Genomic DNA, 13,614 nt, shown 5'->3' with positions numbered 1-13,614 from the left:
ACAGGATGACAGAGAACAAGCATTTTAAAGAGTTAATTGATGAAATCCGTTCTTTTCCCGAACCTGATTATGAAAAAGACTTTAGTACAAAAAAGCAAGAAGAAATACATGAAAACCTTATGAAAGTTGCAAGAGAACAAGACAGTAAAAGACGTAAAGATGTTAGGAGAAAAGGATGGACAATTGTTTTTTCAGAAGTTGCAGTTGGAGTGGTGCTTTTATTTGGAATGTTGTATCTATCTCTGGGTGGGCTTAACAAACAAAATACATTAGATACAGATAACCATCCAATTGAAGAAAATCAGCAGGTAACAACGAACGAAGAAGACGAAAAGGAATCAGAAAAAACAACAGAATCACCAGAAGAAGGCAAAATCATTCCATTTGATGAGTCACGTTACCAAGAGATTGTAGAGATATATGACAATTACGAACTAGTTACGGATGGCGTGGAAGTAGATTATATTGATGATAAATATGGAGTTATCTATTATGTAAATGGTATCGGCATTTTTCAAGAAGGTAAATCGATAGCTATTTGGCCTTGGGGAGATGATCCCACTATTCCAAACGAACCTGAACCATATCAAGAATTAGCTGCGATAAAAGCAAGTATTGAAGGTTTGAAAAACGGCGGACCCATAACAAAAGGAAAGGATTATAAAATTGATTATCCCGCAGACATAGAACAAAAGTTAAGCGTTCTATATCGAACTAAAGGATATACGAATGCTTCCTGTAAGCCGTTAGTAGATTTTATAAATTCAACGATTAGTTACTTAGAGGAAGCACAACGCTTGTGGGAGGAAAATCCAGAAAAATCAATAAGATTATATGATCAGGCTATGAATAATGTAGTTCAATTCATGAAAGAACTTGGGTCTGGGTTTGCATAATAAGGCTACACGAGAGTTAGGAATTTTTATAAATTTTCACTAATTGTAGGAAAGAGAAGAGGTATCATGAAGAATCAAGGGAGATACTATTAAAATAGCCAATTCAATAATCGAAAGTCAGAGAATAAGAATATAAAAAAGGCTTTTGGTATGATGGTGAATGTTTAGTGAGGAGAGAAATAATGAAAAAACATTTTTTTATCTATTCATTGTTAGTTTTATTTGTGCTAAGTGCTTGCGATAACACTTTAAGACTTGAAGAAAAACCCGGAGGTTCACCCATTGAAACCCTAGTTAGGGAAATTCCGGATATCAAGAAAGTGTATCGATCAACTTCTAATGATATAAGAGAATATATAATAGCCCCTTCTGTAAATGCTATTCCTTTTAATGTTGAAGAAGTGTCCATGCATATTAATGATACAATTGATGCGGTATCGTTAGCATATTTTGGTGAAGATAAGCATGTAAAAGTAGCGGTATACGAGTACAGAGGAGATATAGCCGATGGAAACCAAGCTGTAAAATTAGATAACAATATTACTGGTTATTACAACAATGACGAATTATTAAAGATAAAGTCTTTACGTTGGAGGCACCCTAACTTTGTTGTAACTGGTGTATTTTACAAAATAGGTTTGGTAACGTTTAAAAAAAATACCTATCACAACACCGACAACGCATTAACAAAACAAGATGCCATTAATATTGCTAATTCCATTATTGATCAATATTAAATTCAAATTATGGTAAAAAGCGCAAATTTTTTATGAAGTAAGATTGATGGGAGCGTGGGTGCAGCAGCCCAATTCAATAATAGCTTTAAATATAGTAAAGAAGCTATGTCTAAGGCTTCTTTTTGAAAAAAGTTATAAAAAAATGAAATGAACTGGAAGTTTCTTACGTCTGCTCAGAGAGGAGAGAAATAATGAAAAAACAATTTTTTATCTATTCATTATTAGTTTTATTTGTGCTAAGTGCTTGCGATAACACTTTAAGACTTGAAGAAAAATACGGCGATTCACCCCTTGAAACACTTGTTAGGGAAATTCCGGATATCAAGAAAGTATATCGATCAACTTCTGATGATATAAGAGAATATGTAATAGCCCCTTCTGTAAATGCTATTCCTTTTAATGTTGAAGAAGTGTCCATGCATATTAATGATACACTTGGTGAGGTATCATTAGCATATTTTGGTGAAGATAAGCATGTAAAAGTAGCGGTATACGAGTACTCACATGATATAGTAGATGGAAACCAAGCCGTAAAATTAGATAACAATATTACTGGTTATTACCACAATAACGAATTATTAGAGGAGAAGTCTTTAATTTGGAGACATCCTAATTTTGTTGAAACAAGTATAATTTACAAAATAGGAATGGTAACGTTTAAAAAAAATACGTATCACAAAACCAACAACACATTAACAAAACAAGATGCCATTAATATTGCTAATTCCATTATTGATCAATATTAATTTTAGCTATGAATGATCTATTAATTTTTAAAAGATAATTCTAAATGGTACTTAAACGAAAACTTTTTCAAAAAGCATCGTATTTGTTTTGCTAACGAATAAATTAATGGAATAAACAGTATGAAATATAATTGAAAAGTTATTAAGAGGAGGAATTCGATAAGAAGAATTATCATGGTTGGACTGTTTCACGACGTCGAATTGGACGAATTATGAAAGAACAAGGACTTGTTTCAAAATATATAGTCGCTCAATTTAAACCGTCCAAATCTCGTGCAATGAATCAGTAGTTGGAAACACGCTCAATCAGAGTTGACATATCATCATACTCTTCATCAATATAATCTACTTTTTAGTATTATATAAAGTATCTAAAAAAGAAAGGATATGATAATATCATTGCTCAATTTAAACTTGAATTAGAAGATTCGTTAATGATTTATAAAGCATTTTTAGAGGACTTTTCTTCTTATAAAAAAGAAAAAGTAGGTACTTGCTTTCTAATTACATTATTTACGATTTTTGTTTGTGAAACGATTATATTTTTTATGGGTTATGAACTATATTACCTGCTATATGATACCCCACTTTTCATAGCCACTTATGTCATCTGTTATCGTTATTTATATAATAGAAATTTAATGAATATTGAAAAAATAAAACAATCTAAAAATCAATATAACAATACAGTTTGTAAAATTACCATTTCGGATGAAGGTTTTACAAGAGAGTTTAGTGATTTAGTAACAAAAAATAAATGGTCTGATATTAAAATGGTGAAAGAAGATGAGCGAAGATATTTTCTATTTATTTCTGAATATCCACGAAAACTTTTTGTTCTTAAAAAATATCCTTTAAAATTAAATGAAAAAGAAATAAAAGATTATAACGTAAAAATCCGTAAAGGTATTGACGATGCAGGTTTAAACATAATAAGAATGTAGAGAGAGATCTACATTCTTGGAACACATTAAATTAAGATGTAATACCAGATATTCCTAATGCGAAGGTGGTGAAAGCTGCTATAGTACCTGCTACAGCCGAAAGTGCAGACATAGCATAGATATAATTACTACAGCTATTGTCAACCAACCCATGAAGAAAAATAATCAGATGACCAAACAGAAATTGATATTGAAAATAATGAATTACATAAGAAGGTAAATCCCTTTCCGAATGATTCAGGGATTCTTATACTTTATAAGTAAACTACTTTCTTCTATGTGCGGATTATCTAAAATGAGAGCAACAAAGATTGAAACTAGAGATGATAATTAAGAGTATGATGGTATATTGCTGGAAAATAAATTGAAAGTGAAAATATAACCTTTTTAGTTGATGGAGAAGAACTTTCATCTAAATTAATTAAAGAGTGTCTTGCCGTTAATAATTGTTCCAGCGATACACTGTTAAGTAGTGAGAATATAAATGTTAACAAGTTTACTAAGGGTATACCAAAAGCTGAGATTCAATCCAATGAATCGATATCCATAAAAATAGAAGGTAATCAACCTAAAAGTATTTATTACCTAGTGTATGAAGAAAAAGGGATAGGTGCAATTCTTTAGGATAAGACCATAAATGGTAACTCATTTTCGCTTCATGGAGAAGGAGTCAAACGTTTATTAGTAGTTTTACACTGGGATGGAGAAAAGGATAATTTAAAGGGAACTATCATTAAAGGTTTAAATATAAAAGTAAACTAAAAATATTAACGACCTAATATGTTTAACCACAATGCATAGAAAAAATTTTCACAAAATAAGAATATTTTTAGGTGAATAGTACAATTGGTAAAACGACTAATTAGAATTAGCTAAATTATCGACTAAGCTAATTCTGTTTAGTCGTTTTTGATATCTATAATTGAATTGTAGCAGATATAGAACGTTAAGAGATTTATATCGAACTAAAGGATATACGAATGCATCCTATAAGCCGTTAGTAGATATCATAAATTCAACGATTAGTTACCTAGAGGAAGCACAACGCTTGTGGGAGGAAAATCCAGAAAAATCAATAAGGTTATGAAAGAACTTGATCTGGGTTTGCATAAGTCTACACGAGAGTTAGGCATTTTTACTAATTGTAGGAAAGAGGAGATATCATGGAGAATCAAGGAAGGAATAATAATGCTAAATTGAAAAGGATACAAAAGGGGGAGAAATTCCACGCAAATGTATCCTATGAAATATATCTTATGCTTCTAACCAGTTTTTTGACCACTTTTCCATCTCTTGCATAAGCGGTTCAAGGGCAATGCCCTTTTCAGTTAATGAATACTCGATTCGAACTGGAGTTTCGGGGAAAACTTCTCGTTTTACAATTCCTTCGTTCTCAAGATCCTTTAACCTTTCTGAAAGGACCCTACCACTTACACCGATTGATGATTCTATATTGCAAAATCGCTGCGGACCAGATAAAAGCTGGTAAATGATTAACCCTGTCCATCTTTGGCTTAAAAGCCCCATAGCTTTTTCAAATCTAGGACAAATCGACTTATCCAATCTAAATCAACTCCTTACTATATATTATAACTTGCTTAGACAAATAATTAAATTATTTTTTATTAAAAATTTACTTGACTATACTTTATTATAATAATATACTTACTTACATAAAGTAACTAACTGATAAAACATTTTAATAAACCTTAAAAATTATCTGGAGGTAACTAAAATGAATTTCCATCGTGAACCTAATACATTTGTAGGTCAAGTAAACCTAAAGATACAACATTTAGAACGTTCTATCGCTTTCTATAAAGAAGTTATTGGCTTTAAGGTGCTGGAACAAACGTCAAAGTCTGCTATATTTAGTGCGGATGGAAAGACAGCATTATTATCAGTAGAACAACCAGATTATATAATTCCAAAACAAGGAAGGACGACAGGATTATATCACTTTGCTCTCCTTTTGCCTAAGCGAGCCGATTTATCCAGCATGGTGCAGCATTTTGTGGAAAATGGCATTCAGTTAGGTTCCTCTGATCATCTTGTGAGTGAAGCACTTTATTTATCTGATCCAGATGGAAACGGAATAGAAATCTATGTGGATCGGGATCCTTCTGAATGGAATTGGAGTAATGGAGAGGTAGAAATGACAGTTGATCCATTGAATTTACCTGACCTCTTATCTACCCAGAAACAGCAGTTATGGAAAGGTCTACCGAATGAAACGGTCATGGGACATATCCATTTGCATGTCTCGGAATTAAAAAAGACAGAAGAGTTTTATTGTAAGGGACTTGGATTTGAAGTAGTAAACCGATTTGGTACTCAGGCAATTTTTATTTCGGATGGTAAATACCATCACCATATTGGATTAAATACTTGGAATGGCGTAGGTGCACCTACACCTCCTTCTAACAGTGTCGGACTAGAATCATTTACCCTAATACTTTCAAGTGAGGAAAAGAAAAATAAAATTATTTCACAGTTGAAGGATATTGGAGCAACCTTTACAGAAGAAAATGGTTCTATCGTAACTTCAGATCCTTCAGGAAATCGTATTTGGTTAACAGTTAAAAAATAACTGAAGGATATTTAGGTGTGTTCTCTTTATCGGAAACAATTAGTCTTGGGTAAAGAATGAAGGACATGTTAACAACAAGAAGTAGACAATATAAATTTAGGTGGTGCAAATAATGGGATTATTAGATAAATTTTTCGGAAATCAAAATAAGGAGGAAATAACAATGGGAAATGAAAAATTAAACATTGGTATTATTTTAGGAAGCACACGTCAAGGGCGAGTAAGTCCAAAAGTAGGAGAATGGGTGAAAAAAATTGCTGATCAACGTGGAGATGTAAACTATGAAATAGTTGATATTGCAGATTATCATTTACCGTTTTTAGGAACAACCGATGGTTCAGAACAAGGGATTGTAGCTTGGAATGAAAAATTGTCTAACTTAGATGGATTTGTTTTTATTGTTCAAGAATACAATCACAGTATTACTGGTGCATTGAAAAACGCAATTGATTCTGCACGTGAAGCCTGGTATAACAAAGCTGCAGGCATCGTAAGTTATGGTTCAACTGGTGGAGTGCGTGCAGCTGAACATCTTCGAGGAATTCTTGCAGAACAAAAAGTTGCGGATGTCCGCACACATCCAACCTTAAGTTTATTTACAGACTTTGAAAATGGGACAGATTTTAGACCACAAGATTTACATCTAAACAATGTTACGACCATGCTTGAGGAAGTTGTTGCGTGGAGTGGTGCTTTAAAAACCTTAAGATAAAGGACAAACTTAGAAACTATGAAATTGTAATTATACTTTAATAGTCATGGATGCTGTAGCTTGTTGTTAGTGGTAGCAAACTATTTACAGTGGATATGGCTAGACTATTAAAATAAGGAAGAATGAATTATGAAATTATTAGTTACAGGAGCGACAGGAAAATTAGGTTCGAAAATTGTGGAGGGTTTATTAAAAAAGGTATCTGTAAACCAATTAACTGTTAGTGATTCGTAATCCAGAGAAGGCTGCTAGATTACAGGATCGAGGAATAGAGGTAAGACAGGGTGATTTTGATCATCCAGAAACACTTGATGCGGCTTTTACGGGCGTTGATCGTTTGCTTATTATTTCTGCGGATGGAGATAATGAAACAAGAATACGACAACACTCGAATGCAGTAGCTGCGGCTAGCCGTGCTGGAGTTAAATTTATTGCTTATACTAGTATAGCGAATGCAACAGAGAGTAAGAACTTCCTTGCTCCAACGCATAAAGCAACAGAAGAAGCTATCCTGAAAACAGGTATTCCTTATTCTTTTTTAAGAAATAATTGGTACTTGGAAAATGAAATATCAAGTATTCAAAGTGTTCTAGCAGGTGCTCCTTGGGTAACATCAGCAGGAAGCGGTAAGGTAGGTTGGGCATTACAACAAGATTATGCAGAGGCTGCAGCTGAGGTGTTGACTGGTAATGGGCATGAAAACACTATCTACGAGCTTTCCGGACAATTATACACACAGGAAGAGTTTGTATCAGCTCTTAGTAATGTACTGGGTAAAGAAGTAGCTGTACAACAAGTTGATGACAATACTTATGCAGATATTATGAAGAGTATAGATCTACCAGATTCCCTTATTCATTTTCTTGTTAAAATCCAAAAAGGGATTAGAGACGGTACGCTTGAAGTCGAAAGCAATGACTTCGAAAAATTACTTGGCCGCTCATCTACACCAATAAGTGAAGGGATTACTCAGATTGTTAAAGAAATCTCTTAAATAAAGCTTAGTTTAAACCGACCTTTTTCAAATAAAAAAGGTCGGTTTCTATCTTAATGCAAATTTTAATGATTGCTCAATTTAAACCATCCAAATCATTTGACGGACCTTGATAGGTGCAACCATATTCAAATACATGGATCTCTAAATTTTTCAATCAGTTAAATTTCATGTTTTTCGATGCATTTTCTTCTTATTTCTTAACACTTTAGGAATATACACACAAAACGGTTCGCTTTCCATGTAATCTCCCGTCAGGGCATACGCTCTTGACCTAGAGCCCCCACAAACAAATCTAAATTCGCAAACCCCGCATTTTCCTTTAAATTTATTTGGATTTCTTAAATTTTTAAAAATCTCTGATTCTCTATAAATTTCACCTAAGGGTGTCTCTCTTACATTTCCAGCTTTTATCGGTAGTAATCCACTTGGATACACATCGCCTATATGAGAGATAAATACAAAGCCATTACCATCATTAACCCCTTTTGGAGCGCGACCTAATCCGTCTATTCCCCCTGTTGTTCCCTGCATCAAAGCATCCTTATAACGAATATCTTGTTCAGGATTTTTATTTTCTCTCATTTTTGATTGAATGACTACTCTTCTGTAGTGTTGTGCAGCCGTCGTTTTGATATCAAACGATACACGTTTGCTTAAATCATATAACCATCGGAATACTTTTTCGTGTTCAACTGGAGTAATCATATCATCTACTTTCCCACGGCCAGTTGGTACTAGGAAGAACACGCTCCAAAGGACACAGTTTAGTTTTTCAACTAGTTGTGCCATATCGTCAAGCATATCATAATTATATCTTGATATAACTGTATTAATCTGAACAGGAATTTCTAATTCATGTAAGTAGTTAATAGCATTTGTCGTTAAGTCAAATGAACCAGTCGTTCCTCTAAAATGATCATGCACTTCTGCAGTCGGACCATCTAAACTAAATGCCCACCTTGATAAACCTACTTCTTTTGCTTTCTGTATCGCTTTTTTGGTCACATTTGGTGTAGCACTAGGGGTCATAGAAACTCTGATTCCCTTTTTTATGGCATAGTCAGCAATATCATATACGTCTGCTCTCATTAATGGATCTCCCCCAGTAAATACAAGCATTGGACTGTCCAGTTCATAAATTTGATCAATTAATTTTTTTCCTTCTTCAAATGATAATTCTCGTGGATCGCGATGATATTGTGCTTCTGCTCTACAGTGTAAACATTTTAATTCACACGCTCTTGTTAACTCCCATATAACAATAAATGGATTTTCATTAAAGTCTCTATTGTACATCACTAGTCCTCCTTCTAGTCTACGATTCTATTTTATGGGGTGTAATAGTTATTTATTGTGATTTTCATCATAATAATTAGTTGCAAGTTTCATATAAGTTAATTCTTTTATTGATGTGTTTTATGTCACTGAACGGCTCTTTTTTTGTCTATAAACTTTATTTACTAGATAAAATATAATCATTTAGAAGTATTTAGCTAGGAAACGAATAAAAGGAAGGCGATAATTATTAAGAAAAAAGTAGTCATAATTGGAGGTGGAATTGCAGGTTTAAGCTCTGCCTATTACCTCCAAAAACAAATAAAAGAAAAGAAACTCCCTATTGAGGTAGAACTGATTGAGGCTAGTGATCGTCTGGGTGGAAAAATCAAAACGATCAAAAAAGATGGCTTTCTAATTGAAGCAGGTCCCGATTCCTTTTTAGGTAGAAAAAAGAGTGCATCACGCTTAGCTAAGGAAGTCGCGCTTGATGACAAGCTCGTTTATAATAGCTCTGGTCAATCGTTCGTATTAGTAAATGGAAAACTGCACCCAATGCCTGGTGGTGCGATTATGGGCGTTCCTACGAAAATGGTACCATTTGCTTTTTCAGAGCTATTTAGTCCATCTGGAAAGGCTAGGGCAGCAATGGATATTCTTTTACCAAAATCTAAGACAACTGGTGATCAATCATTAGGGCAATTTTTTAGAAGACGGCTTGGAAGTGAAGTTGTTGAAAACTTAATTGAGCCTCTGCTATCAGGGATTTATGCTGGAGATATTGATCAGTTAAGCTTAATGTCAACTTTCCCACAATTTTATACGATTGAACAAAAATACCGCAGTTTAATTTTCGGCATAAAAAAGACAATGCCAAAACAACCTAAACAACAAAAAATGGCTAAACGTACAGGGATGTTCCAAACCTTAACAACCGGACTCGAATCGTTGGTTGAGGCTATCGAAGAAAAACTAGATGTTATAAAGGTTTTAAAGGGTTTAAAAGTAGAAAACATTAATAAAAATGAGGAAGACTCTTATACGTTAACATTAAGTAACGGTGAAAAAATAGAAGCGGATAGTGTTATTGTATCAACTCCTCACGCTTCTTTACCTAAGATGTTTTTAAATTACACACTTTTTGATGATTTTAAAGTGATGCCTTCAACATCAGTTGCGACAGTTGCGATGGCATTTCCGAAATCATCAATTATAAAGGATATTGATGGTACTGGATTTGTCGTTTCAAGAAACAACGATTATACGATAACCGCTTGTACGTGGACACATAAAAAATGGCCACATACTGTACCAGAAGGTTATGCATTGCTTCGTTGTTATGTTGGTAAAGCAGGAAAGGAAGAAATTGTAGATGAATCAGATGAAACAATCAAGCAAGTCGTTTTAAAAGATTTATATAAAACAATGGCCATCGATGCTGAGCCATATTTTACAGTTGTGTCACGCTGGAAAAATGCAATGCCACAATATACAGTAGGGCATAAGCAACGAATGAAAACAATAAAGCTAGAAATGGAAAAACAATTACCTGGTGTTTATCTTGCAGGTGGCTCATTTGAAGGTTTAGGTATTCCAGATTGTATTGATCAAGCAGAAAAAGCAGTAAGTAATGTTTTGCTGTATTTGAAAAACATTTAATTAATTCAAAAAAGAGTGGGGGAAGCTCCTCCACTCACATAAATACGTATCCTAAATAGTTTCCATTTGCTTCTTTACTTTCTACACCTTTTTTCCTCAGTTCTGTCCATATATATTTGTCTAACGCGTATGGTGAGTTTAATATCTGAGAATTTGAAATGGTTATATCTGTTGTAAGATTGTTCCCCTGTACAGAAAGTGTATAGTCTTCTAATTTAGTTAATACAACTACATCGCTTTCATCCAATTCCTGAAGTTGCTGTTCAATCACGCTAGATACATGTTGTAAAAATGTTTCTGCGCTTTGATTTTGGCCATATAAACCTTACTATAAATAATGTTAAAGCAAAGTATGGGACTATTCATGGATTGGTAAACTTGTCTATAACCCTTCTTTTTGTTGTTTAGAGGATGTGGTTTCTAAATAAAGGATAAATACTTTTACACATAATACTGTAAGAAAAAAATAAAAAAAATGTAAACTTTTTATGTATGTAATCGTCTTGTATATAGGAGGAGAGGTTATTGCATGATGATTTTAATAAAGAGTTACAGAAAGAGCTTGATATCGTTTATAAATATCTAATAAAAAAAGGAATACATAAAGTTGATGCAGAAGATGCAGTCCAAGAAACAGCCTGTAAATTTTTAATCTACTATCCTACCATTAAATCAACAAAAATACGAAGTTGGCTAATCCGTGTAGCTTTAAATTATCATCTGGATCAATGCCGAAAGCAAAATAAATTAGATTTTATTATAGACGAGGCAGTAATACAATCCGATACGAAAGAGGAACCAGAATTAGAATTTCTTCAAAAAGAACGTGCTCAAGATTTAAAATACGCTTTAGGGAAGTTAAAGCCATTATACCAGGAGTTATTACTACTAAAGTATTATTCGGAATTATCTTATGAAGAAATCTCGCACATAATAGGGAAAAAAATAAGTTACGTGAAGACTAATTTATTTCGTGCCAGAAAGAAGTTGTTGAAAATATATAAGGAGGTAACTACAGATGACACAACTACCTAACGAAAATCATAATACGCCGTTTCAACAAATGATAAAGCGGTCAAGAAGAAAATATATCATTATTACTATCTTACTTTCATTATTCAGTGCAGCATTATTAATTTATTCTATTATCACAGGAAGTCGTTTTATTATCGAAGAAAAAAGAGACAATTATAAAGAAATGTATGGAGTTGTTCAGGGAGCAAATGTTACTAGTTATTCAGAAAGATACAATTATAATTTGTTTAGCATTGATGTTATAACAACTTATCATAAACAACTGGGTGATCAATATATTGTTTGGGATAAAACAACAACAAGTATTCCAGCGGTTGGAGAAATTAAGATGATCGATAATGAAAGTGGATTAATAAATATAGATGCGAAAACTAGTGAAAAACGAAACATTAAACATAATAACTTTAGTAATCAAAAAGTTGCTAGTTTCTATTATCCTAACATTTCTTATGAAACACTACCAAAAGACTTAGATAAGGCTGTGAAAATGGATCCTAATAAAATTATTGAAGTGGCCTTATCATTTAATCGTCCAATTACAATAACAAAATTAATCGAAGCATTTGGTGAACAAAATAAAACCGTAAAATGGCTATGGGTCAATAATGTATCAAATTCAGAATTAAAGCAATTAGAGGAAGGTAATAATGGTGGAGATTCGAAGACTGTTTCAGCAACAGATGCTTACGGAGTTAGAGTAAATTTTCCAACATATCCATATTCAGAGGAAATAAGTGATATTCATTTAGGTGAGTTCTCAAATTACTTGATTTACAAAAAAGATGAGAAGGAATTAGAAAAAATATTTGAAACTACAAAGCATAATATGAAAAACGGTGAAATTACACTGAATGGCGCTATTGTTACAGGCACACCAAAGGAATTAGAAAAATACAAGAATGTTCCTTTTATTCGTAGTTCAGTTATAGGTGCTGCTATTGAACAAAATTAAGAATATATAATTGTTTTTTTTAATGCTAGTTATTTTTGAGAACTTGTAGATAATTATTACAATACAAATTAGGCACGCGTTGCATCATGCAAGAATATGCTAATTTAACTGATGTTCTGATGTATATCAAAACGATTTAAGAAAGGATGTTCGGCATTGATGCACCCAATGTACGTTCCTAATCAGGCAAATCAACTGTATTCCTATCCGTATGGTTATCCAAATCGCTCATTCAAATCGTCCACCCGTATGCAAGATTATACCGTAAGTGTAGTGGGGAAAAGTGAGGTGTTGGCGAGGCCTGACCAAGCGCGTGTATCTTTTGGTGTGGTAACCGAAGATAAGCAAGTCCAAACTGCCCAACAACAAAATGCGATCCTTGCTAATCAAGTTATTGACGCGCTTGCAGCGATTGGGATTGCTAACGATCAAATTGAGACTGCTGCATATACGATCCAGCCGATGTATGATTACCCAGATAACCAAAAAGTGTTTCGGGGGTATCAGGTTAGCCATCTGTTTACGGTTGTGGTAAATGATCTGACGAAAGTGGGCGAGGTTCTTGATGTTGCAACACAGAATGGGGCTAATGTGATTAATGAAGTGGAATACGAACTGGCTAATTCAACGGTTATCTATCAAGAAGCGCTCCAAGACGCGACCTTGAATGCACGGAAAAAAGCAGAGAATATGGCGCACTCGCTAGGTTTATCAATCAACCGCATTCCATTACGCCTCACTGAAGAAAACGTTCAACTCCAACGTCCGCGTTATACTGCTGAAGTGCTAAGTGCAACGACGGATGCCGTAACCACACCTGTGCAAGAAGGCCACGTAAAGGTCACTGCCACTGTGCAAGCGGTGTTTGAATATGAGCGGTTTGAATGACAGATAGCTTGAAAAAGATATTGGATATTGGCGCTTATTTCTATAAAGTGAAGTGAAAAGTAATAACAGGAGACTAGGAATCAGAAGACTTAATTTTGATTGTTTAAATGTTCTGGTTTTATTAAATCTCCTGTTTGTTAACTTGGAGAACTATTTTTACTCCTTCATTTCTCTAATTTTCTA

At 33.7% G+C, this 13,614-nt stretch carries 13 protein-coding genes and 2 pseudogenes; 12 read left to right on the top strand and 3 right to left on the bottom strand.

The window, feature by feature from the left end; genetic code table 11:
- Positions 1 to 5 precede the first annotated feature (5 nt).
- The 5 genes and pseudogenes from BN1058_RS07145 (at position 6) to BN1058_RS07130 (ending at position 3,323) form a co-directional block, all read left to right on the top strand.
- A complete protein-coding gene (locus tag BN1058_RS07145; protein ID WP_090854937.1) occupies positions 6 to 896 on the top strand; it encodes a hypothetical protein in 891 nt (296 codons plus the stop codon).
- A gap of 182 nt (positions 897 to 1,078) precedes the next feature.
- The gene (locus tag BN1058_RS07140; protein ID WP_090854934.1) at positions 1,079 to 1,633 is read left to right on the top strand and encodes a hypothetical protein; all 555 of its coding nucleotides are present in this window, start codon (positions 1,079 to 1,081) and stop codon (positions 1,631 to 1,633) included.
- A gap of 191 nt (positions 1,634 to 1,824) precedes the next feature.
- A complete protein-coding gene (locus BN1058_RS07135) occupies positions 1,825 to 2,379 on the top strand; it encodes a hypothetical protein (protein ID WP_090854931.1) in 555 nt (184 codons plus the stop codon).
- Positions 2,380 to 2,555: 176 nt separating this feature from the next.
- A pseudogene (locus tag BN1058_RS14170) lies at positions 2,556 to 2,689 on the top strand (IS3 family transposase); the annotation flags it as partial.
- Positions 2,690 to 2,813: 124 nt separating this feature from the next.
- Positions 2,814 to 3,323, top strand: coding sequence for a hypothetical protein (locus BN1058_RS07130; protein WP_090854928.1), 510 nt, complete (start codon positions 2,814 to 2,816; stop codon positions 3,321 to 3,323).
- A 1,254-nt stretch (positions 3,324 to 4,577) separates the two neighbouring features.
- Here the strand turns inward: BN1058_RS07130 and BN1058_RS07125 are convergent.
- Positions 4,578 to 4,886 carry a winged helix-turn-helix transcriptional regulator gene (locus tag BN1058_RS07125; RefSeq protein ID WP_090854925.1) on the bottom strand — a complete coding sequence of 103 codons (309 nt, stop codon included), beginning with the start codon at positions 4,884 to 4,886 and terminating at the stop codon, positions 4,578 to 4,580.
- A gap of 172 nt (positions 4,887 to 5,058) precedes the next feature.
- Between BN1058_RS07125 and BN1058_RS07120 the strand changes: the two genes are divergently transcribed.
- The 3 genes and pseudogenes from BN1058_RS07120 (at position 5,059) to BN1058_RS07110 (ending at position 7,619) form a co-directional block, all read left to right on the top strand.
- Positions 5,059 to 5,913, top strand: coding sequence for a VOC family protein (locus tag BN1058_RS07120; RefSeq protein WP_090854922.1), 855 nt, complete (start codon positions 5,059 to 5,061; stop codon positions 5,911 to 5,913).
- A gap of 112 nt (positions 5,914 to 6,025) precedes the next feature.
- Positions 6,026 to 6,625: an NADPH-dependent FMN reductase gene (locus BN1058_RS07115; protein ID WP_090854919.1), complete on the top strand. Its 600-nt coding sequence runs from the start codon at positions 6,026 to 6,028 to the stop codon at positions 6,623 to 6,625.
- A 129-nt stretch (positions 6,626 to 6,754) separates the two neighbouring features.
- Positions 6,755 to 7,619: pseudogene (locus BN1058_RS07110) on the top strand (SDR family oxidoreductase).
- Between the two features lie 168 nt (positions 7,620 to 7,787).
- Here the strand turns inward: BN1058_RS07110 and BN1058_RS07105 are convergent.
- Entirely contained in the window at positions 7,788 to 8,918 is a 1,131-nt protein-coding gene (locus tag BN1058_RS07105) for a TIGR04053 family radical SAM/SPASM domain-containing protein (protein WP_090854916.1), read from the bottom strand.
- 228 nt (positions 8,919 to 9,146) lie between these two features.
- On the opposite strand from BN1058_RS07105, the gene hemY reads away from it, so the two are divergent.
- The gene (hemY, locus tag BN1058_RS07100; protein WP_090854912.1) at positions 9,147 to 10,556 is read left to right on the top strand and encodes a protoporphyrinogen oxidase; all 1,410 of its coding nucleotides are present in this window, start codon (positions 9,147 to 9,149) and stop codon (positions 10,554 to 10,556) included.
- A 34-nt stretch (positions 10,557 to 10,590) separates the two neighbouring features.
- Here the strand turns inward: hemY and BN1058_RS07095 are convergent, their stop codons facing one another.
- Entirely contained in the window at positions 10,591 to 10,827 is a 237-nt protein-coding gene (locus BN1058_RS07095) for a hypothetical protein (RefSeq protein ID WP_090854909.1), read from the bottom strand.
- A gap of 254 nt (positions 10,828 to 11,081) precedes the next feature.
- Between BN1058_RS07095 and BN1058_RS07090 the strand changes: the two genes are divergently transcribed.
- The 3 genes from BN1058_RS07090 to BN1058_RS07080 all read left to right on the top strand — a co-directional run bounded on the left by BN1058_RS07090 (position 11,082) and on the right by BN1058_RS07080 (position 13,431).
- Positions 11,082 to 11,591 carry an RNA polymerase sigma factor gene (locus BN1058_RS07090; RefSeq protein WP_090854906.1) on the top strand — a complete coding sequence of 170 codons (510 nt, stop codon included), beginning with the start codon at positions 11,082 to 11,084 and terminating at the stop codon, positions 11,589 to 11,591.
- Positions 11,575 to 12,543, top strand: coding sequence for an anti sigma factor C-terminal domain-containing protein (locus BN1058_RS07085; protein WP_090854903.1), 969 nt, complete (start codon positions 11,575 to 11,577; stop codon positions 12,541 to 12,543). The genes BN1058_RS07090 and BN1058_RS07085 overlap by 17 nt, the downstream gene beginning before the upstream one ends.
- Positions 12,544 to 12,702: 159 nt before the next feature.
- Positions 12,703 to 13,431, top strand: coding sequence for an SIMPL domain-containing protein (locus BN1058_RS07080; protein ID WP_090854901.1), 729 nt, complete (start codon positions 12,703 to 12,705; stop codon positions 13,429 to 13,431).
- Positions 13,432 to 13,614: the final 183 nt, after the last annotated feature.

It is taken from the genome of Paraliobacillus sp. PM-2, from assembly GCF_001368815.1.
Classification (GTDB): domain Bacteria; phylum Bacillota; class Bacilli; order Bacillales; family Amphibacillaceae; genus Paraliobacillus.
The sequence above is the reverse complement of the archived record's forward strand: the minus strand, read 5'-3'. Positions and strand labels throughout refer to the sequence as shown.

What these genes read in the sequence shown, in the direction of transcription:
- BN1058_RS07080 (WP_090854901.1), top strand. Translation starts at nt 12,703, where the DNA reads ATGCACCCAATGTACGTTCCTAATCAGGCAAATCAACTGTATTCCTAT.
- BN1058_RS07140 (WP_090854934.1), top strand. Translation starts at nt 1,079, where the DNA reads ATGAAAAAACATTTTTTTATCTATTCATTGTTAGTTTTATTTGTGCTA.
- BN1058_RS07130 (WP_090854928.1), top strand. Translation starts at nt 2,814, where the DNA reads ATGATTTATAAAGCATTTTTAGAGGACTTTTCTTCTTATAAAAAAGAA.
- BN1058_RS07135 (WP_090854931.1), top strand. Translation starts at nt 1,825, where the DNA reads ATGAAAAAACAATTTTTTATCTATTCATTATTAGTTTTATTTGTGCTA.
- BN1058_RS07120 (WP_090854922.1), top strand. Translation starts at nt 5,059, where the DNA reads ATGAATTTCCATCGTGAACCTAATACATTTGTAGGTCAAGTAAACCTA.
- BN1058_RS07085 (WP_090854903.1), top strand. Translation starts at nt 11,575, where the DNA reads ATGACACAACTACCTAACGAAAATCATAATACGCCGTTTCAACAAATG.
- BN1058_RS07105 (WP_090854916.1), bottom strand. Translation starts at nt 8,918, where the DNA reads ATGTACAATAGAGACTTTAATGAAAATCCATTTATTGTTATATGGGAG.
- BN1058_RS07115 (WP_090854919.1), top strand. Translation starts at nt 6,026, where the DNA reads ATGGGATTATTAGATAAATTTTTCGGAAATCAAAATAAGGAGGAAATA.
- BN1058_RS07145 (WP_090854937.1), top strand. Translation starts at nt 6, where the DNA reads ATGACAGAGAACAAGCATTTTAAAGAGTTAATTGATGAAATCCGTTCT.